Source organism: Chitinimonas koreensis (genome assembly GCF_014353015.1).
GTDB classification, from domain to species: Bacteria; Pseudomonadota; Gammaproteobacteria; order Burkholderiales; family Chitinimonadaceae; genus Chitinimonas; species Chitinimonas koreensis.
Map to the genome: position 1 here is coordinate 5,492,536 of NZ_CP060704.1, position 18,005 is coordinate 5,510,540.

Consider the following 18,005-nt stretch of genomic DNA (forward strand, 5'->3'; position numbering starts at 1 on the left):
GAACGGGAGTATGCCGGGAGGCACGAAAGGTGGAAGGTGAAAAGTGAGAAAGACGCGTGAAACGTGAAAGGTGAAATGTGAAAGGTGGAACCCCATCCCCACCCCAGCCCTCCCTTGAAGGGGAGGGAGCCCGATTGCGACACGTTCGACGAGCGCTGCCGATAGGGCTGGCACGCCCTGCCCCTCCCCTTCAAGGGGAGGTTGGGAGGGGGATGGGGTTCCACGTTTCACCTTTCACGTTTCACCTTTCACATTTCATGGCCTCACCTGAACACATACGTCCCCGGCGCATCCCCCAGCTTCCGATACTGCCGATTGCTCATCGGCGGCGGATTGACGCGCGGCCCGCAACGCTCCGCCAGCCAGGCCGCCCAGCCCGGCCACCACGAGCCCGGCGTCTTGTGCTGCGCCGCCAGCCAGACTTCGGGCCGCTCGCCGCGGCCGGCCTCGCCCTGCCAGAAGCTGCGGCGCGAAGCCGGCGACGGCGGGTTGACCATGCCCAGGATGTGGCCCGAGGTCGACAGCGTGAAGCGCACCGGGCCGCGCACCCGCTCGACCAGCTTGAAGGTGCTCTTCCACGGCGCGATGTGATCCTCCTCGGCTGCCACCATGAACAGCGGCTGGGTGATCCGGCCCAGGTCGATCGGCTGGCCGGCCAGGGTCAGGCTGTCGGGCTGCACCATCCGGTTGTTGAGGTAGAACTCGCGCAGGTAGAAGCGGTGCATGGCGGCCGGCATGCGGGTGGCGTCGGTGTTCCAGAACAGCACGTCCATCGCGCGCGGCGTCTCGCCCATCAGGTAGTTCGACACCACGTAGTTCCAGATCAGGCTGTTGGGCCGCAGCATGCGGAAGCTGGCCGCCATCTGGCCGCCGTCCAGATAGCCCTGCTTCTCCATCAGCCCGTCGATCACGGCGAGGCCGTCCTCGTCGATGAACACCTCGATGTCGCCCGGCTCGCTGAAATCGGTCAGCGCGGTCAGGAGCGTCCAGTGCGCCACCGGCACCTTGGCCGGATCGCGCCGGTTGGCCCAGGCCATGTACAGCGCCAGCAGCGTGCCGCCGATGCAGTAGCCCAGCGCATGCACCTGCTCGCTGCGGCCCACGCTCTGCGCCACCTCGATCGCGCGGGCGGCACCGTCGACCAGGTAGTCGTCGAAGCTCAGCCCGGCATCGTCGGCGCCGGGATTGTTCCAGCTGGTGACGAAGACGTTGAAGCCCTGGCCGACCAGGTACTCGACCATCGATTTGCCCGGCGCCAGGTCGAGGATGTAGTACTTGTTGATCCACGGCGTGATCAGCACCAGCGGCATGGCGTGCACCGTGTCGGTGGCCGGCGCGTAGTGGATCACTTCCAGCAGTCGGTTGCGGTAGACCACGCTGCCCGGCGTCAGCGCCAGGTTGCCGCCGACGGTGAACGGCGCGGTGTCGGTCATGCTCACCTCGCCTTGCTTCAGGTCGCCCGCCAGGTTGCGCAGGCCCTGCGCCAGGCTGGCGCCGCCGGTCTCGGCCGCACGCCGCTGCGCCACCGGGTTGGTGGCCAGGAAATTGGTCGGCGCCAGCGCGTTCAGGCTCTGCCGCAGCCAGAACGCGCTCTTGCGCCGCTCGGCCTCGGTCAGGCCCGGCGAGCGGTACAGCATGTCCTGGATCCAGCGCGTCTGCATCAGGTAGGCCTCCTTGACGAAGTCCCAGCGCGGATCGTCGCGCCAGACCGGGTCGGCGAAGCGCTGGTCCTCCGGGTTGGGCGGGAACACGTCGCTGTCGGGCGCGCCGAGGAAACGCGCCAGGGTCTGCTGCTGCAGGGTGGCGACGTCGTGGCCGTAGCGCGTCAGCGCCGAGGCCAGCTCGACCGGGCTGCACAGCCAGGAGGCGGCCGCCTTGGCGTGGATGCCGGCCAGGCCCCACGGGTCGAAGGCCTGGCGCAACTGGTGCTTGAGCGTGGCGTAGCGGACTTCCTGCTCCTCGAGCCAGCGCGCGCGGCCGGCGGCAAGCGAATCGGACATCGGTGGACTCCATACGGATGGTATGTCCAGCTTAGCCCAAGGCAGCCGATGCATCGCCAGGCGGACGGCCGCACGGGGTCGTCTGCCCGCCGGCCCGATAGGCCTCGCCGCAACACGGCCGGCGGTCCGCTCGCGTAGCGCGGCGGCCGCCCACTACACTGCCGCCTTTCGTCCCGCCCGCCGACCGCCATGCGCCTCGCTCCGCTGCTCGCCCTCTTGTCCCTGCCCCTTTCCGCCGCGCCGCTGCTGTACGAGCCGGCGCTGTCGCCCGACGGCCGCACGCTGGCCTTCGTCTCGGGCGGCGACATCTGGACCGTGCCGGCCGCGGGCGGCGAGGCGCGCCTCTTGGTGTCGCACCCGGCCACCGAATCGCGCCCGCTGTGGTCGCCCGACGGCAGCAAGCTGGCGTTCGCCTCGGCCCGCAGCGGCAACGGCGACCTCTACCTGCTCGACCTGGCCGCCAACCAGCTGCGCCGGCTGAGCTGGGACGACCGCGCCGAACAGCCGAGCGGCTGGTCGGCCGATGGCCGCTGGATCTACTTCCACTCGGTGTCGCACGACATCCAGCGCATGAACGACGTCTACCGCGTCTCGGTCGACGGCGGCACGCCGATGCCGCTGGCGGCGCAGCGCTACCTCGACGAGAGCCAGGCGGCTCCCTCGCCCGACGGCCGCTGGCTGGCGCTGAACGCGCGCGCCTTCGGCCAGTGGTGGCGCCGCGGCGGCGCCCATATCGACCAGGACGAGCTGTGGCTGGCGCCGCACGACGGTGCCGGCGACTGGCGCAAGCTGTCGCAGGACGGCAGCCGGTCGAGCTGGCCGATGTGGTCGGCCGACGGCCGGGCGCTGTGGTACGTCGGCAATCCGGGCGGCCAGGACAACCTGTACCGCCGGCCGCTCGACGGCCCGGCGCAGCGCATCACCGGCTTCGGCGACGGCCGCGTGCTGTGGCCGAGCATCGCGGCCGACGGCCGCACCATCGCCTTCGAGCGCGGCTATGCGCTGTGGACGCTCGACACCGCCAGCGGCGCGACGCGGCAGATTCACGTGAAACTGAGCGGCAGCGGCGCGGCGCCGGCGGTCGAGCGCTTCGCCGTCGGCGACAAGATCGAAGAGCTGCGGCTGTCGCCCGACGGCAAGCAGCTGGCCTTCGTCGCGCGCGGCGAGATCTGGCTGGCGCCGGCCGCCGGCGGCGCCGCGACGCGGCTGACCCGCACGGCCGCGGCCGAAGCGCAGCTCGACTGGTCGCCCGACGGCAGGCAATTGGTCTACCAGTCGCTGCGCAACGGCGCCGGCGAGATCTGGCGCATGGAACTGGCCAGCCGCAGCGAAAGCCGGGTCGGCGCGGCGACGGCGTCCGCAGCGACGGCTGCCGATGCCTTCCCGCGCTTCTCGCCCGATGGCCGCCGCGTGGCCTGGCTGCGCGACGGCCGCGCGCTGATGGTGCGCGAGCTGGCCGGCGGCGCCGAGAAGCTGCTGGCCAAGGTGCGGACCGGCCGCCCGCCGATCTGGGCCGACGCGCCGCTGGCCTGGGCGCCGGACGGCCAGGCGATCGCCGTGGTCGAGCTCGGCGAGCGGCTGCTGGCCAACGTGACGCGCATCGCGCTCGACGGCCGCGCCGAGCGGCTGACCGCCTTCGCCAGCCCCGGCACCGGCAAGAAGCTGTGGTTCCGGCCCGAGGACCAGGGCTACGGCCAGCCGGTGCTGCAATGGCGCGCCGACGGCCGCGTGCTGTGGTGGCGCGGCTTCCAGCACAGCGAGGCCGGCGGCCGGCTGGTCGAGATCCCGCTGGCGCCGCCGGCGCCGCTCGGGGCCGACGGCGAGCCGCAGCGCACGCCGTTCACGGTCGACGCCGCCTGGGCGCGCAGCCATGCCGCGCTGCTGCCGATCGCGCTCGACAGCCAGTATTTCGCCGCCGAGCGCGACGGCAAGGCGCTGGCCCTGGTCGGACTGGTCGCCGGCCAGGCCAATATCTGGCGCTGGCGTCCCAATGAACTGCCGCGCCAGCTGTCGTTCAGCAACGGCACCAAGCATTCGCTGCAGCTCGACGCCGACGGCCGCAACGCCTGGTACCTCGACGGCGGCAAGCTCTGGACGGTGGCGCTCGACGACGGCGCCGTGCCGCGCGCGGTGGCGCTGCAGGCCGAGGCCGAGGTGGAATTCGAAGCCGACAAGCAGGCGGTGTTCGCCGAGGCCTGGCAAACGCTGGCCGAGTTCTTCTACGACCCGGCCTTCCACGGCCAGGACTGGGCCGCGCTGAAGGCGCGCTATGCGCCGTGGGTGGCCGCCGCGCAGAGCCGCGACGAATTGCGCCGCGTGCTGTGGCTGATGATCGGCGAGCTCGACAGCTCGCACACCGGCCTGTCGGCGCCGCGCAGCGAGACGCCGACCACGCTGGGCCGGCTGGCGGCCGACTTCGACCGTACCGCCGCCGAGCGCGACGGCACGCTGCGACTGGCCGCGGTGGTGGCCGACGGCCCGGCCGCCAACGCGGGGCTCGCGGCCGGCGACACGCTGCTGGCCGTCGACGGCGAAACGCTGGCGCGCGGCGACAACCTCGACCGGCTGCTCGACGGCAAGATCGGCAAGCGCGTCGCGCTCGCCGTGGCCGGCCGCGACGGCAAGCCGCGCACGGTCTGGCTCAAGCCGGTCGGCTTCGCCGACGAGGGCACGCTGCGCTACCGCCAGTGGGTGGCCGCCAACCGCACCGAAGTGCGCCGGCTCAGCGGCGGCAAGCTCGACTACCTGCACCTGATCGACATGCGCGAGTCCTCGCTCGACCAGTTCCACCTCGACCTCGACGCCGAGCGCCAGGCGGCCGAGGGGCTGGTGATCGACGTGCGCAACAACTACGGCGGCATGATCGACAGCTGGGCGCTCGACACGCTGGCGCGGCGCAGCCACTACAGCTTCACCGCCCGCGCGCTGCCGACCGCGCCGGGCCGGCTGGCGGTCGGCCAGCAGCTGCTCGAACGGCCGACGGTGCTGCTGACCAACAAGATCACGCTGTCGGACGGCGAGGTGTTCACCGAGGGCTACCGCGCCATGGGCCTGGGCCGCGTGGTCGGCGAGCCGGGTGCGGGCTGGGTGATCTTCACCTCGTTCAAGGTGCTGGTGGACGGCTCGGTGCTGCGGCTGCCGTTCGGCCGGGTGCTGTCGACCGCCAATGGCGACGATCTCGAAAGCGGGCCGCGGCCGGTCGACGTGGCGGTGCCGGCCTCGATCGGCACGGCCGGCGATGCGCAGCTGAAGGCGGCGGTGAAGGTGCTGCTGCATTGATAGCAATGTAGGAGCGGCTTCAGCCGCGAATGGCGTCTGCTCGCCTGTCGCGATTCGCGGCTGAAGCCGCTCCTACAAGACCCGCACCCCAGGTAGGTCGGACTTCAGTCCGACTGCGCCGCCAGGAGAAATCGCCGTCGGACTGAAGTCCGACCTACGGTGCATGACCGGACGGTGGAGCCCGCTCGGCCAACCCTCTCCCCCCGGGAGAGGGCAGGGTGAGGGAGCGACGGTCGAGCAACAGCCGACCGCAGTGACTGAGCGGAACCGTCGCCCCCTCACCCGCCCCGCTCCCGCACAACAGGAACGGACGCCTCCCCCTGACGGGAACGGTGCTTTGAAGCCCGCACCTGCCCATGCCAGGGGCTCCGAGCAGCGCACCGTCCCCCATCGAAAAATCCCCGCCCCCCATCGGCCGGCTTATGTCGCCCGACATGGCCGCGACACACGCGGTCCGCACGATCGCCCCCTGGCCCGGACCGGACCGCCGCACGGCGGCCGAGCGACGGCCCGCAGTCGTCGCCCGGCGCCTGCGCATCGCACCGAGGGGGCCGTTTCCATGCACCACATCCTTCGCCTCGCGCTGCTGGCCCTGTGCCTGCTGGCATCGCGCGCATTCGCCGAGACCTATGTCTACGTCACCAACGACACGGCGCAGACCGTCTACCTGAATACCGTCCAGTCCGGCGACAAGCAGCTGGCCGAAGGCACCCACTGGGGCCGCTACGCCACCAGCATCGCGCCCTACGCCACCGCCAAGGTGCTGTGGATGAACCGCGACCAGGGCATCACCAACGGCAAGACCTTCCGCTTCGACACCACCGTGAGCCAGGGCAGCGGCAGCGTGGTGCTGCAGCAGCAGCTGACCGGCAAGCTGATCGGCAGCAGCATCGTCCACTCGGCCAAGGCGGCCGATTTCAACGAGCCGTGGCGCAGCGACCGCGACATCCACAACGCCGCCACCCGCTTCAACGCGCTGGCCACCACGCTGTCCTACCGCGCCCAGTTCACCGGCGGTTACGACGACATCTACTACGTGGTCCACCCGCAGCCGAAGCAGGAAACCCTGGCCGCCGCCGACGAATTCAAGGTGCTGAGCTGGAACATCTGGGGCGTGGTCGGCGCCTCGCAGATCTGCGAGCGCTGGGCCCAGGTGCCGGCCTTCGCCCGCAACTACGACGCCATCGTGTTCTCCGAGGCCTTCGACAACGGCTGCCGCGACCAGCTGCGCGCCGGCCTCGCCGCCGAGTTCCCCTACCAGACCCAGGTGGTCGACCAGTCGGGCAACTTCGAGGACGGCGGCGTGTTCATCGCCAGCCGCTGGCCGATCGCGCGCGAGGCGCAGATCGTCTACCCGAACTGCGCCAACACCGACTGCCTGTCGAACAAGGGCGCGATGTACGTGCAGATCCTCAAGCAGGGCCGGACCTACCACCTGGCCGGCACCCATACCCAGGCCTGGAACGGCACCAGCGAGCGCGCGGTGCGGCTGGATCAGCTGAGCCAGCTCAAGCGTTTCGTCGACGGCCTCGCGCCGGCCGCCACCGACGCGCTGCTGTACGCCGGCGACCTCAACGTCGACTACTACGCCACACCCGACGACTACCAGCGCATGCTGAGCATCCTCAACGCCAGCAAGCCGGCCAGCCTGGGCCACCGCTACAGCTACGACCCGGTGGTCAACGCGCTCGGCTCGGACGGCCAGGAATACCTCGACTACGTGCTGGTCTCCAACGCCCACAAGCCGGCGCGCAGCGGCCAGAACGAGGTGATGGTCTACCGCAGCCTGGCGCCGGCGCTGTGGTCGACGCGCGACCTGTCGGACCACTTCGCGGTCGCCGGCCGCTTCGCCTTCTGAGGCGGCGGTGAACGCGCAACGCAAGCTGGGACGGTCGGGCGGCGCTCCGTCGGGCGGCGCTCCACGCCCGGCCGGCCGCCGCCGCGCCGGCTTCTACCTGGCCGGCGGCCTGCTGGCCGCCGCGCTGGGCCTGGCGGCCTGGCGCCTGGCCGGGCCGCCGGACGACTGGCGCGCGGCGGCGCCAGCCGACGGCGCAGCGCAGGCCGACGGAACCGTGCAAGCCGCGGCCACCGGCCAGGGCCTGTTCGAGCGGCCGCCGGCCGCCGCGGCAGCGGCCGGCGACTGGAGCGACCCGGCCCGGCGCCAGTCGGCGCTGCAGGCGGTACTGGCCGGCCGCCGCTCGCTGCTGCCGCTGCTGGAGGCGGTGCGGCGCGACTGCGCCGACCGCCGCGACGACGCGCGCTGCCGCGGCTGGCCCGACGCCGACCTGGCCCGGCTGGCGCCGGCCGACGCGGCCCGGCTGCGGCGGGCGCTGACGCTGAAGGAGACGGTCGAGCACGGGCTCGGCGCACTGGTGCAAAGCACCGACCGGCCGCTGGCCGAACGGCTGGCCGCGGTCAGCGCGGCGCGGCGCGAGCTGGCCGGCGCCGACATGGCCAGGCTGCTGTACGGCGAGGAGGAGGCGCGGCTCGGCTTCCAGATCGCCGCGCGCGACTTCGCCGCCGGCGAGGCGGCGCGGCTGCCGCAGGCGGAACGCCAGGCGCGGATCGAAGCGCTGCGGCGGCAGGCCTATGGCGACTACTACGACACCCTGGCGCAGGCGGAGACGCCGAGCGAACGGCTGTACTGGGCGCAGCTGGCGGCCGAGTCCGGCCTGCCGGCGGACCAGCGCGCGGCGGTGCGGCAGGCCTTGCGGCGCGACTACCTCGGCGCCGAGATGGCCGGGCGGCTGGCCGCCCAGGACGCGGCCGACGCGCGCCATGCCGCGGCGATGGCCGGTTACCGGCGCGACAGCGCGGCGCTGCTGGCGGAAATCCGTAGGCGCGGAGAGCCGGAACGCGATGCGGCGCTGGCGGCGGAACTCGACGGCAAATCGGCGGCGTTGCAGGCGAAGTGGTTCGGCCATTCCTGATCGCCGGTAACGCCAGCTCGCAACCCGCCTCAATCCATCTCGATCGCCCCGCTCCCGTCATCCGCCCCCGCCGGCAACGGCAGCCGCCGCCCATCGCTGAGCCCGCGCCACAGCTGCCCGTTGTCCCACAGCAGCAGTTCGCCGCGCTCGCCGTCCTTCAGCCCGGCATCGATGCCGACCACCTTGCCGCCGTACAGCGAGCGCACCTCGGCCTGGGTGGTATGGCCGACCACGATGCGCTGCGCGCCGAGCCGCGCCAGCAGCGCATCGATCTCGGCCGCGGTCGCGCGCGGGGCCAGGAAGTAGCCGCGGTACCACAGCGGCCCGTCGCGGCCGAACAGCGCGGCCGCGGCCGGGTCGGCCGCCAGCGCCTGCCTGGACAGGCCCAGCCCGGCGCGGATGCCGGCGTTGATCGCCGCCAGGTCGATCGGCTGCGCCGCCAGCGCCGGATGCAGGCCGCCGTGCAGGAACACCGTGTCGCCGAGCTTGAGCACCGTCGCGCGGCTGCGCAGCCAGCGGCCCAGCGCGGTATCGGCGCCGTACAGGCCGGAGTAGGTCTCGCCGAGCCGCTCGGCCACCGCCCGGTAGCGCGGATGGATGTAGCGCAGGTCGCCGGCCAGCACCATGGTCTCGTGGTTGCCGAGCAGCGCATGCACCGCGCCGCCGGCCGCGCGCGCCTGCTGGGCCAACCGGTAGAGGCTCCACAGCGCCTCGTTCACCGTCGGCCCGCGGTCGAACACGTCGCCGGCGATCACCAGCACGCCCTCGCCCCAGGCCCAGTCGCCGTGCTCGTCGACGATGCCGTGGCGCGCCAGCAGCGTGAGCAGCAGGCCAGCCTGGCCGTGGATATCCGACACCGCCGCCCAGCGCACCGGCGCCGGCAACCGGTCGGGCGCCGGCGCGTCGGCGGCGTTCACCGCCAGGCGGCCGAGCGCGCCGCACGGCGGCACCAGCAGGCGCGAAGGCGGCAGCGGCTGGCGGCGCACTTCGCCGTCGCACAGCCAGACCGCCTGCTCGGCGCCGGCGCGCAGGAACACGTAGGGGCCGTCGTCGCCGGGCGGCTCGCCCGCCGGTGCGCCGCCCGGATCGTCGGCCAGGGCCGGCAGGACGGCGAGCAGCAACAGCAGGCGGCGCAGGAAGGACATGGCGGGACTCGCGAATTGGACCGGCGCGATTGTCGGCGCGGCGCCCGGCCGCCACAAGCGCTTGACCTGGGTCAAGTCCGGCGCGTGGCTGCGCCGCTACGCTGCATGGCATCGAACCCAGGAGCACGCCGATGGAGACGCCCCACCCGTCCGCCGAACCCCGGCCGGCCGCCGAACCGGGCCGCGGCGAATTCGCCCGACTGGCCGACGACTACCTGATGCTCGACCAGGCGATCGCCCGCATCGAATACGGCGAGGCGCCGCTGGACGAGCCGGTGCTGGCGCAGATGAGGCAGCAGCGCAGCGCGCTGCGGGAAGAATTGCGGGCCCTGACCGACCGGGCCTGAACAGATCGACGCACGCAGGCATTGGCCGGGTTTGCCCGGCTTTTTTACTGCCTGCCTTCAAACAAAGCTGGGTCGATCAGCCCCTCTCCCGTGCACGGGAGAGCACCCGCTTCTGCGTAGCAGAAGCGGGGTGGGGTGAGGGCTGTAGTTTGATGAACCGGCCCTCATCCGGTCCTTCGGACCACCTTCTCCCGCGCGCGGGAGAAGGGATAAAGCGGCCAGCGGCAGAGACTAAATCTTTCTACGCGGCCCTAGAAGCCACTCCCCGGCTGCGCCAGATAAACCTGCTCTTCAGCGGTCGCCTCGCGACCCAGCACAGCATTGCGATGCGGAAAGCGGCCGAAGCGCGCGATCACCTCGCGGTGGCGCTGCGCGTAGTCGAGGTAGTTCGCCCCGGCCGGCCACTCGGCCGCCAGCGCTTCGAACAGCGCCACCGAGCGGTCCTGCTCGGCCAACGATTCGGCATGCTCCAGCGGCAGGTAGACGAACACGCGGCGCACCGGCGGCAGCGTCCGGTCGACGCCGGCCTCGAGCGCCGCATGGGCGGCGGCCAGCGCCAGCGCATCGCCGGCGAAGGCGCGCGGCGTGTCGCGGTAGATGTTGCGGCTGAACTGGTCGAGCAGCAGCAGGTAGGCCAGCAGCCCGTCGGGCGTGGCGCGCCAGTGCTGCAAGCCGCCGGCCTGGGCGGCCGCGACCTGCTCGCCGAAGCGGGCGGCGATCGCGGCGTCGAAGGCCGGGTCCTTGACGAACCAGGCCTGCCGCGGCGCATCGCCGCCGGCGAACCAGAATTCGAGCACTGCGGCGATCAGGGCCGCATCGTCGTGAGCGGCCGTCATCCCAGCACCACCAGGTTGTCGCGGTGGATCAGCTCGGGCTCGTCGACGAAGCCGAGCACCGCCTCGATCTGGCCGGTCGGCAGGCGCACGATGCGGCGCGCGTCGGCCGCGTCGTAGTTGCACAGGCCGCGCGCGATCTCGGCGCCGTCGGGGCCGATGCAGCGCACCATCTCGCCGCGCAGGAAATCGCCGTCGACGCTGGCCACCCCGATCGGCAGCAGGCTGGTGCCCTGCTGCGCCACCGCGCGCACCGCGCCGGCGTCGAGCACCAGCGTGCCGCGCACCTGCAGGTGGTCGGCCAGCCATTGCTTGCGCGCCGCCATGCGGCTCTGGCCGGCGCTGAGCTGGGTGCCGATCGCTTCGCCGGCCGCCAGCCGGGTCAGCACGCGCTCCTCGCGGCCGCTGGCGATCACCGTGCTGGCGCCGCTGCGGGCGGCGCGCTTGGCGGCGACGATCTTGGTGTACATGCCGCCGGTGCCGACGCCGCTGCCGGCGCCGCCGGCCATCGCCTCCAGCTCGGGCCGGCCGGCCGGGTATTCGTGGACGAACTCGGCGTCCGGCACCTTGCGCGGATCGGCACGGTAGAGGCCGCGCTGGTCGGTCAGGATCACCAGCGCGTCGGCGTCGATCAGGTTGGTCACCAGCGCGCCGAGCGTGTCGTTGTCGCCGACCTTGATCTCGTCGGTCGACACCGTGTCGTTCTCGTTGATGATCGGGATCACGCCGAGGTCGAGCAGGGTCAGCAGCGTCGAGCGCGCATTGAGGTAACGGGTGCGGTCGGCCAGGTCCTCGTGGGTCAGCAGGATCTGGGCGGTCTTGAGGCCGTGGGCCTTGAAGCCGCGCTCGTAGGCCTCGACCAGGCCCATCTGGCCAACCGCGGCGGCCGCCTGCAACTCGTGCACCGCGTGCGGCCGGCGCGGCCAGCCGAGCCGCGCCACGCCCTCGGCGATGGCGCCCGAGCTGACCAGCACCACCTGGCGGCCGAGCCGCGACAGCGCGGCGATCTCGGCCGCCCAGCGGTTGAGCGCGGCGTGGTCGAGACCGCGGCCGTCGTTGGTGACCAGGGAGGAGCCGACCTTGACGACCAGGCGGTGGGCGGTGGCGATGCAGCTTTGCATGGAAAAATCCGTGGATGGTCGAATACCGCCGAAGCGCATCACTCGGCGCACGTCGGGCGGATACTTGCGTCGAAGCATCCGCCGACGAGCGCAGCGAGGCCCCTCGCGGCGGCGAGGGCGGGGGAGTCGGGATCGATCAGGGAATTGCCGGCGGTGGAACAGACTCTGACCGCCTAGCGTCCGGCTTTGCCGGGCGCCTGCACCGGCGATCGGATACGAACCGGCGTATCCAAACGGCGACCGGGCAATTATGCCGTCAGGGCGGCAGACCTTGAACGACTAAAACATCATGAACCTGCGCACCTTCAGCTATTTCAAAGCCGCCCTCTTCGTCCTCTGCCTGCTGCCGCTGGCGCGCGCCGTCTGGATCGTCGCCAGCGGCGGCGCGGTCAACCCGATCGAGTTCGTCACCCGCTCGACCGGCACCTGGACGCTGAGCTTCCTCTTGATCACGCTGGCCATGACCCCGCTGCGGCGCCTCACCGGCCGGCCCGAGCCGCTGCGGCTGCGCCGCATGCTCGGGCTGTACGCCTTCTTCTACGCCTGCCTGCACTTCACCACCTACATCTGGCTCGACCAGTTCTTCGACCTGGCCGCCATCGTGCGCGACATCGCCAAGCGGCCCTTCGTCACCGTCGGCTTCGCCGCCTTCGTGCTGCTGATCCCGCTGGCGGCGACCTCGACCGACCGCATGATGCGGCGGCTCAAGCGCAACTGGGGCCGGCTGCACCGGCTGGTCTATCCGATCGCGATCCTCGGCGTGCTGCATTATTGGTGGCTGGTGAAGAAGGACCTGACCCAGCCGGCGCTGTTCGCGGCCGCGCTGGCGGTATTACTGGGGATGCGGCTGTGGTGGCGGCGGCGGCGGCGCTCGGCTTGAATGGGGAGCATGGACGCTCCCGACTACCCGGCGGTCTGGCTGCGCGACGACGGCATCCTGCGCATCGACTACGGCCTGCATCCGCGCGTCGACCTCGCCGCCATCCGTTCGGCCCATCGTCAGCACCTGGCGCTGGCCGACCGACCGCTGCCGGTGCTGGTGACCGGCCGCGGCACCATGACCGCCACGCCGGAGGCCGAGGCCTTCAGCGCCAGTCCCGAGGTCTGCGCGGTCACCGTCGCGGTGGCGGTGATCGCCAGCAATCCGGTGGCCCGCATGGCGGTGCAGCTCTACCGCCGCTACCGGCGGCCGCCCTACCCGTTCCAGGCCTTCGACAGCGAAGCGGCCGCGCTGCAATGGCTGGCGCGCTTCCTGCCGCCGGTCGGCTGATCGCCGAGACACCGGCAGGTCGGACTTCGCTCCGAAGAGGTCCCGGATCGACCGGGCCTTGCGGTCGGGCTGAAGTCCGACCTGCCGCCGCGATCGGCGATCTCCCGACTTCAAGCCATCAGCGATAGCGCGTCGGATCGGCCACCCCGGCCGCCTCGAAGCCGGCCCGGCGCAGGCGGCAGGCATCGCACCGGCCGCAGGCGCGGCCGTCGTCGTCGGCCAGGTAGCAGCTCACGGTCAGGCCGTAGTCGACGCCGAGCGCCATGCCGGCGCGGATGATCTCGGCCTTGGACAGCTTGAGCAGCGGCGTGCGGATATGTAGCGAGGCGCCCTCGACGCCGACCCGGGTGGCCAGGTTGGCCATCATCTCGAAGGCCGAGATGTATTCGGGCCGGCAGTCCGGGTAGCCCGAGTAGTCGACCGCGTTGACGCCGATGCAGATGTCCCGGGCGCCGAGCACTTCGGCCCAGCCGAGCGCGAAGCTCAGCATGATGGTGTTGCGCGCCGGCACGTAGGTGACCGGGATCTCGCCTTCCTTCACGCCGTCGGTCGGCACCTCGATGCTGGCGTCGGTCAGCGCCGAGCCGCCGAAGGCGGCCAGGTCGATGCGGGCGACGTGATGGCGGGCGGCGCCGAGCGCCTCGGCCACGCGCCGCGCGGCGGCCAGCTCGGCATTGTGGCGCTGGCCGTAGTCGAAGCTCAGGCAATAGGCCTCGAAGCCCTGGTTGCGCACCATGGCCAGCACGGTGGCGGAATCGAGCCCGCCGGACAGCAGGATGACGGCTTTCTTGCTCATTTCGGATCCTCGGAATCGGTTTGCAGCTCGGCTCCGGAATCGCCCGGAGCTTCGTGTAGGAGCGGCTTTAGCCGCGAATGGACATGCTACATCGGGCATTCGCGGCTAAAGCCGCTCCTACCGGAGGGACGGCGCCTCACACGCCCGGCTTGTCGCCCCACAGGATCTTGTGCAGCTGTACCTGCACCCGCACCGGCAGCCGATCGGCGATCACCCACTCGGCCAGCTCGCGCGGCGGCAGCGATTCCCACACCGGGCTGAAGATCAGCGGGCACAGCGCCTGCAGCTGGTTGTCGCGCACCAGGTCGCGCGCCCATTCGTAGTCGTGGCGATGCACCAGCACGAACTTGAGCTCGTCGTGGCCGGTCAGGTGGCGCAGGTTGTCCCAGCGGTTCTTCTCGACCTCGCCCGAGCCCGGCGTCTTGATGTCGACGATGCGCGACACGCGCGGGTCGACCGTTTCGATCGGCAGGTGGCCGCTGGTCTCCAGGCTCACCGAGTAGCCGGCGTCGCACAGCCGGGTCAAGAGCTCGTGGCAGCCGGCCTGGGCCAGCGGCTCGCCGCCGGTGACGCAGACATAGGGCGTGCCGTGGCGGCCGACCTCCTCGAGGATGGCCGCGATCGAGCGGCGCTCGCCGCCGTGGAAGGCGTAGGCGCTGTCGCAGTAGCCGCAGCGCAGCGGGCAGCCGGTGAGCCGCACGAACACCGTCGGCAGGCCCATGCGGCTGGTCTCGCCCTGCAGCGAGTGGAAGATTTCGGTGATGCGGAGCGAGGTGGACATCGGGTCTGCAAATGACAAACGGCATGGGCGCCGGCCCATGCCGCGAACGCCCGGAGCGGACGTGCAACTGGCTGAATTGTCTCAGAGCTCGACCAAAGTCTCCATCCCGAAACGGGCTCGCGGTCACGCAACCGGAGAACAATCCACAAGCGGTCGATGCATGCACATACGAGCGACAGCGAGGCTCCCTCGCGGCGGCGAGGGCGGGGGGAGTTGGAATCGATCAGGAAGCGCCGGCGCTCGAGCCATCGCTGAACACGAACACCCGGCTCCGCCGGGTGCTGCGATGACGATCGACCTGCCCCAAAAGTATCCGTCAGTCCCCGGCGCGCACCGTGCCGATGCCGCTGACCGCCTTGGACACCTTGGCCGGCTTGCCGAAGTAGGTCAGCGAGCCGATGCCGTCGACCGCCGCGGTCAGCGATTCGCTGGCGTAGACGCTGACCGCGCCGACGCCCTCGAGGTTGACCGTGGCGTTGCGCGTCTTCAGGCCGTCGAGGTCGAGCGAGCCGGCGCCGCTGGCCTGCACCGTCAGGTTGTCGACGCGGCCGGTCGCGGTGATCAGGCCGGCGCCCTCGTAGCTCAGCGCGAAGCGCTCGCCGGCCAGGTCGCGGAACACCGTCTTGCCGGCGCCCTCGTGGCTGTAGCCGGACAGCCTGGGCACCGTGACCTCGATGCGCAGGCTGCTCTTGTTGTCGAGGCTGATCGACTGGTGCTCCTTGAAGCGGATCGTCAGCTCGCCCTTCTGCACCGTGGTCTCGATCAGCGGCAGCAGGTTGTCGTCGGCGCGGATCTTCAGCGACGGCGCCGGCCCGACCTTGACGTCGAGGCTCCAGGCGCCCTCGCTGCGGATGGCCTGGAAATCGGACACCGGCCGGCTCTGCTCGACCACGCGGCCGCTGCCGCGGATCTCGGCGGCAAAGCCGGTGGTGGCCAGCAGGGCGGCGGCCAGGATGACGAGACGTCGCATGGGATACTCCTTCACATAAACATACCAATGAGTATCTTACTATTGCGATGCGCTTGCAAACGACGACGCCCGGCGTGGGGCCGGGCGTTGCATCGATCGGACGGCGCGCGGGCGGCGCTCAGAAACCGGCGAGCTTCAGGCCGCCCACCAGCGGCTTTCCTTTCTTGGCCCGCTTGCCGACATAGGGCGCCAGGTCGTTGGCGTCGAAGGTCACGCTCATCGGCCGGCCGCCGCGGCCGGTGCCGTTCAGCGTCAGGCTGTTGCCGTCGCTCACCGTCACCGCCGCCAGCGTGTCGCCGTCGTCGAGCGCCATCGCGATCATGCCGCGGCCGCCGCCCGACAGCGCCTTCAGCTCGGCCAGCGGGAAGGCGTGCAGCCGACCGCCGGCCGACAGGCAGCAGACCAGGTTGGATTCGGCCGGCGCGAACGGCGCGATCTTCAGCAGCGTCTCGCCCTCGTCGAGCGAGAGGAAGGCCTTGCCGGCCTTCTGCCGCGTCAGCAGGTCCTTGAATTCGCAGTGGAAGGCATAGCCCGAGCTGCCGGCGATCAGCAGCGCCTGCTCGGGCCGCGCCGCCAGGAGCTGGACCACGCGGGTGCGCGCCGCCAGGTCGATCAGCGAAGCCACCGGCACGCCGTCGCCGCGGCCGCCGGGCAGGTTGCCGGCCAACAGGTTGTAGACCCGGCCGTCCGAGCCGAACAGCGCCACGGTGTCGACCGAGCGGCATTCGAGCGCGGCCAAGAGGCGGTCGCCTTCCTTGAAGCCGAGGTTCTGGGTATCGACGCCGTGGCCGTTGCGGCTGCGGATCCAGCCCTTCTCGCTGAGGATCACGGTGACCGGCTCGTCCACCACGGTGGCGGTCACCGAGGCGCGGCCGGTCGCTTCGATCAGCGTGCGGCGCGCGTCGCCGAAAGCCTTCGCGTCGTCCTTGATCTCGCGCACGATCAGCCGCTGCATGGCGGCCTCGTCGGCCAGCAGGTGCTCGAGCTCGGCCTTCTCGTCGCGCAGCTTGGCCAGCTCCTGCTCGATCTTGATGCCTTCGAGCCGCGCCAGCTGGCGCAGCCGGATCTCGAGGATGTCCTCGGCCTGGCGCTCGCTGAGCTTGAAGGCCGCGATCAGGTCGGCCTTGGGGTCGTCGGCCTGGCGGATGATGCGGATCACCTCGTCGATATTGAGGTAGACCAGCAGCCGGCCTTCGAGGATGTGGATGCGGTCGTCGACCTGGCCCAGCCGGTGGCGGGTGCGGCGGCGCACGGTGGTGAAGCGGTAGGCTATCCACTCCTGCAGCAGCTGCTTGAGCGTCTTCTGCTGCGGCCGGCCGTCGAGGCCGATCGCCACCAGGTTGATCGAGGCGCTGCCCTCGAGGCTGGTGTGGGTCAGCAGCATGTTGGCGAATTCGTCGGCGTTCTGGGTGCGCGACTTCGGCTCGAACACCAGCCGCACCGCCACGTCCTTGCCCGATTCGTCGCGCACCGTGTCGAGCTGGCTCAGCAGCAGCTGCTTGAGCTGCACCTGCTCCTGGGTCAGCGCCTTCTTGCCCTTCTTGATCTTCGGATTGGTCAGGTCCTCGATCTCCTCGAGCACCTTCTGCGCCGAGGTGTTGGGCGGCAGCTCGGTGACCACCAGCTGCCACTGGCCGCGCGCCAGTTCCTCGATCTTCCAGCGCGCGCGCACCGCCAGGCTGCCGCGGCCGCTTTCGTAGGCGGCCTGGATCTGCTCGCGGCTGGAGATGATCTGGCCGCCGCCGGGGAAGTCAGGCCCGCGCACGATGTCGAGCAGGTCGGCGACTTCGAGCCGCGGATTGCGGATCAGCGCCACCGCGGCCTCGGCCACCTCGGTCAGGTTGTGCGGCGGCATCTCGGTGGCCATGCCGACCGCGATGCCGGAGGCGCCGTTCAGCAGCAGCATCGGCAGCCGCGCCGGCAGCAGCTTGGGCTCCTCGAAGGCGCCGTCGTAGTTGGGCACGAAGTCGGCCGTGCCCATGTCGATCTCGGACAACAGCAGCTCGGCGATGCGGGTCAATCGCGCTTCGGTGTAGCGCATCGCCGCGGCGCCGTCGCCGTCGCGCGAACCGAAGTTGCCGTGGCCGTCGACCAGCGGGTAGCGCATCGAGAAGTCCTGCGCCAGCCGCACCATCGCGTCGTAGGCCGAGGTGTCGCCGTGCGGGTGGAACTTGCCGAGCACCTCGCCGACCACCCGGGCCGACTTGACCGGCTTGGCGGTCGGGCCGAGGCCCATCTCGTGCATGGCGTAGAGGATGCGGCGCTGCACCGGCTTCTGGCCGTCGCAGACGTCGGGCAGCGCGCGGCCCTTGACCACCGAGACGGCGTATTCGAGGTAGGCGCGCTCGGCGTAGCGGCCCAGCGGCACCGCGTCCATGCCGGTGAAGTCGGTCGGGCTGGGCGGCGGCGGCAGCTCGGCGCCGCCGGCCGCGGCGGGCGCGGGCTCGGCCGCGTCGTCCTCGGGCAGTTCCGGGTCGTCCAGGGCAGGTCGGGTGTATCGGTCATGGCGGTGCGGCATCAGGGAAATCGGGCG

At 71.4% G+C, this 18,005-nt stretch carries 14 protein-coding genes; 6 read left to right on the plus strand and 8 right to left on the minus strand.

From position 1 onward, the window contains the following. Nucleotides 1-263: 263 nt before the first annotated feature. Nucleotides 264-2,000 carry a PHA/PHB synthase family protein gene (locus H9L41_RS23410; RefSeq protein WP_028447403.1) on the minus strand — a complete coding sequence of 579 codons (1,737 nt, stop codon included), beginning with the start codon at nucleotides 1,998-2,000 and terminating at the stop codon, nucleotides 264-266. A gap of 189 nt (nucleotides 2,001-2,189) precedes the next feature. Between H9L41_RS23410 and H9L41_RS23415 the strand changes: the two genes are divergently transcribed. From H9L41_RS23415 to H9L41_RS23425, 3 genes are all read left to right on the plus strand, one after another. Next, nucleotides 2,190-5,279, plus strand: coding sequence for an LpqB family beta-propeller domain-containing protein (locus H9L41_RS23415; RefSeq protein WP_028447402.1), 3,090 nt, complete (start codon nucleotides 2,190-2,192; stop codon nucleotides 5,277-5,279). Nucleotides 5,280-5,838: 559 nt separating this feature from the next. After that, on the plus strand, nucleotides 5,839-7,137 hold the full coding sequence (locus H9L41_RS23420; RefSeq protein WP_028447401.1) for a sphingomyelin phosphodiesterase: 1,299 nt from the start codon (nucleotides 5,839-5,841) through the stop codon (nucleotides 7,135-7,137). A gap of 7 nt (nucleotides 7,138-7,144) precedes the next feature. Continuing rightward, complete coding sequence (locus H9L41_RS23425; RefSeq protein ID WP_028447400.1) at nucleotides 7,145-8,209, plus strand: lipase secretion chaperone; 1,065 nt, start codon at nucleotides 7,145-7,147, stop codon at nucleotides 8,207-8,209. Between the two features lie 29 nt (nucleotides 8,210-8,238). Here H9L41_RS23425 and H9L41_RS23430 read toward each other — a convergent pair whose 3' ends face one another. Next, nucleotides 8,239-9,354 (minus strand): metallophosphoesterase, encoded by a 1,116-nt coding sequence (locus tag H9L41_RS23430; RefSeq protein WP_051319281.1) that lies wholly within the window; start codon nucleotides 9,352-9,354, stop codon nucleotides 8,239-8,241. 131 nt (nucleotides 9,355-9,485) lie between these two features. On the opposite strand from H9L41_RS23430, the gene H9L41_RS23435 reads away from it, so the two are divergent. Next, the gene (locus H9L41_RS23435) at nucleotides 9,486-9,701 is read left to right on the plus strand and encodes an HP1242/YdcH family protein (protein WP_034607722.1); all 216 of its coding nucleotides are present in this window, start codon (nucleotides 9,486-9,488) and stop codon (nucleotides 9,699-9,701) included. A gap of 251 nt (nucleotides 9,702-9,952) precedes the next feature. On the opposite strand, the gene H9L41_RS23440 is transcribed toward H9L41_RS23435, so the two are convergent. Continuing rightward, nucleotides 9,953-10,537, minus strand: coding sequence for a DUF924 family protein (locus H9L41_RS23440; protein ID WP_051319280.1), 585 nt, complete (start codon nucleotides 10,535-10,537; stop codon nucleotides 9,953-9,955). Then, nucleotides 10,534-11,655 carry a glutamate 5-kinase gene (gene proB, locus H9L41_RS23445; RefSeq protein ID WP_028447398.1) on the minus strand — a complete coding sequence of 374 codons (1,122 nt, stop codon included), beginning with the start codon at nucleotides 11,653-11,655 and terminating at the stop codon, nucleotides 10,534-10,536. The genes H9L41_RS23440 and proB overlap by 4 nt, the downstream gene beginning before the upstream one ends. A gap of 289 nt (nucleotides 11,656-11,944) precedes the next feature. Here proB and msrQ point away from each other — a divergent pair, with 289 nt between their 5' ends. Continuing rightward, the gene (gene msrQ, locus H9L41_RS23450; RefSeq protein WP_028447397.1) at nucleotides 11,945-12,535 is read left to right on the plus strand and encodes a protein-methionine-sulfoxide reductase heme-binding subunit MsrQ; all 591 of its coding nucleotides are present in this window, start codon (nucleotides 11,945-11,947) and stop codon (nucleotides 12,533-12,535) included. 9 nt (nucleotides 12,536-12,544) lie between these two features. Further along, a complete protein-coding gene (locus tag H9L41_RS23455; RefSeq protein WP_028447396.1) occupies nucleotides 12,545-12,925 on the plus strand; it encodes a DUF7793 family protein in 381 nt (126 codons plus the stop codon). A gap of 118 nt (nucleotides 12,926-13,043) precedes the next feature. On the opposite strand, the gene queC is transcribed toward H9L41_RS23455, so the two are convergent. From queC to parC, 4 genes are all read right to left on the minus strand, one after another. Next, the gene (queC, locus tag H9L41_RS23460) at nucleotides 13,044-13,721 is read right to left on the minus strand and encodes a 7-cyano-7-deazaguanine synthase QueC (protein ID WP_028447395.1); all 678 of its coding nucleotides are present in this window, start codon (nucleotides 13,719-13,721) and stop codon (nucleotides 13,044-13,046) included. Between the two features lie 136 nt (nucleotides 13,722-13,857). Continuing rightward, entirely contained in the window at nucleotides 13,858-14,502 is a 645-nt protein-coding gene (gene queE, locus H9L41_RS23465) for a 7-carboxy-7-deazaguanine synthase QueE (protein ID WP_034607721.1), read from the minus strand. Nucleotides 14,503-14,818: 316 nt separating this feature from the next. Next, on the minus strand, nucleotides 14,819-15,472 hold the full coding sequence (locus H9L41_RS23470; RefSeq protein ID WP_051319279.1) for a head GIN domain-containing protein: 654 nt from the start codon (nucleotides 15,470-15,472) through the stop codon (nucleotides 14,819-14,821). A gap of 118 nt (nucleotides 15,473-15,590) precedes the next feature. Beyond that, nucleotides 15,591-17,990, minus strand: a complete 2,400-nt coding sequence (parC, locus tag H9L41_RS23475) for a DNA topoisomerase IV subunit A (RefSeq protein WP_187523612.1) — start codon at nucleotides 17,988-17,990, stop codon at nucleotides 15,591-15,593. Nucleotides 17,991-18,005 lie beyond the last annotated feature (15 nt).

Excerpts from the sequence above, each read along its gene's own strand:
- proB (WP_028447398.1), bottom strand. The coding sequence starts at position 11,655 with ATGCAAAGCTGCATCGCCACCGCCCACCGCCTGGTCGTCAAGGTCGGC.
- parC (WP_187523612.1), bottom strand. The coding sequence starts at position 17,990 with ATGCCGCACCGCCATGACCGATACACCCGACCTGCCCTGGACGACCCG.
- H9L41_RS23430 (WP_051319281.1), bottom strand. The coding sequence starts at position 9,354 with ATGTCCTTCCTGCGCCGCCTGCTGTTGCTGCTCGCCGTCCTGCCGGCC.
- H9L41_RS23415 (WP_028447402.1), top strand. The coding sequence starts at position 2,190 with ATGCGCCTCGCTCCGCTGCTCGCCCTCTTGTCCCTGCCCCTTTCCGCC.
- msrQ (WP_028447397.1), top strand. The coding sequence starts at position 11,945 with ATGAACCTGCGCACCTTCAGCTATTTCAAAGCCGCCCTCTTCGTCCTC.
- H9L41_RS23440 (WP_051319280.1), bottom strand. The coding sequence starts at position 10,537 with ATGACGGCCGCTCACGACGATGCGGCCCTGATCGCCGCAGTGCTCGAA.
- H9L41_RS23455 (WP_028447396.1), top strand. The coding sequence starts at position 12,545 with ATGGACGCTCCCGACTACCCGGCGGTCTGGCTGCGCGACGACGGCATC.
- queC (WP_028447395.1), bottom strand. The coding sequence starts at position 13,721 with ATGAGCAAGAAAGCCGTCATCCTGCTGTCCGGCGGGCTCGATTCCGCC.
- queE (WP_034607721.1), bottom strand. The coding sequence starts at position 14,502 with ATGTCCACCTCGCTCCGCATCACCGAAATCTTCCACTCGCTGCAGGGC.
- H9L41_RS23470 (WP_051319279.1), bottom strand. The coding sequence starts at position 15,472 with ATGCGACGTCTCGTCATCCTGGCCGCCGCCCTGCTGGCCACCACCGGC.
- H9L41_RS23420 (WP_028447401.1), top strand. The coding sequence starts at position 5,839 with ATGCACCACATCCTTCGCCTCGCGCTGCTGGCCCTGTGCCTGCTGGCA.
- H9L41_RS23435 (WP_034607722.1), top strand. The coding sequence starts at position 9,486 with ATGGAGACGCCCCACCCGTCCGCCGAACCCCGGCCGGCCGCCGAACCG.
- H9L41_RS23410 (WP_028447403.1), bottom strand. The coding sequence starts at position 2,000 with ATGTCCGATTCGCTTGCCGCCGGCCGCGCGCGCTGGCTCGAGGAGCAG.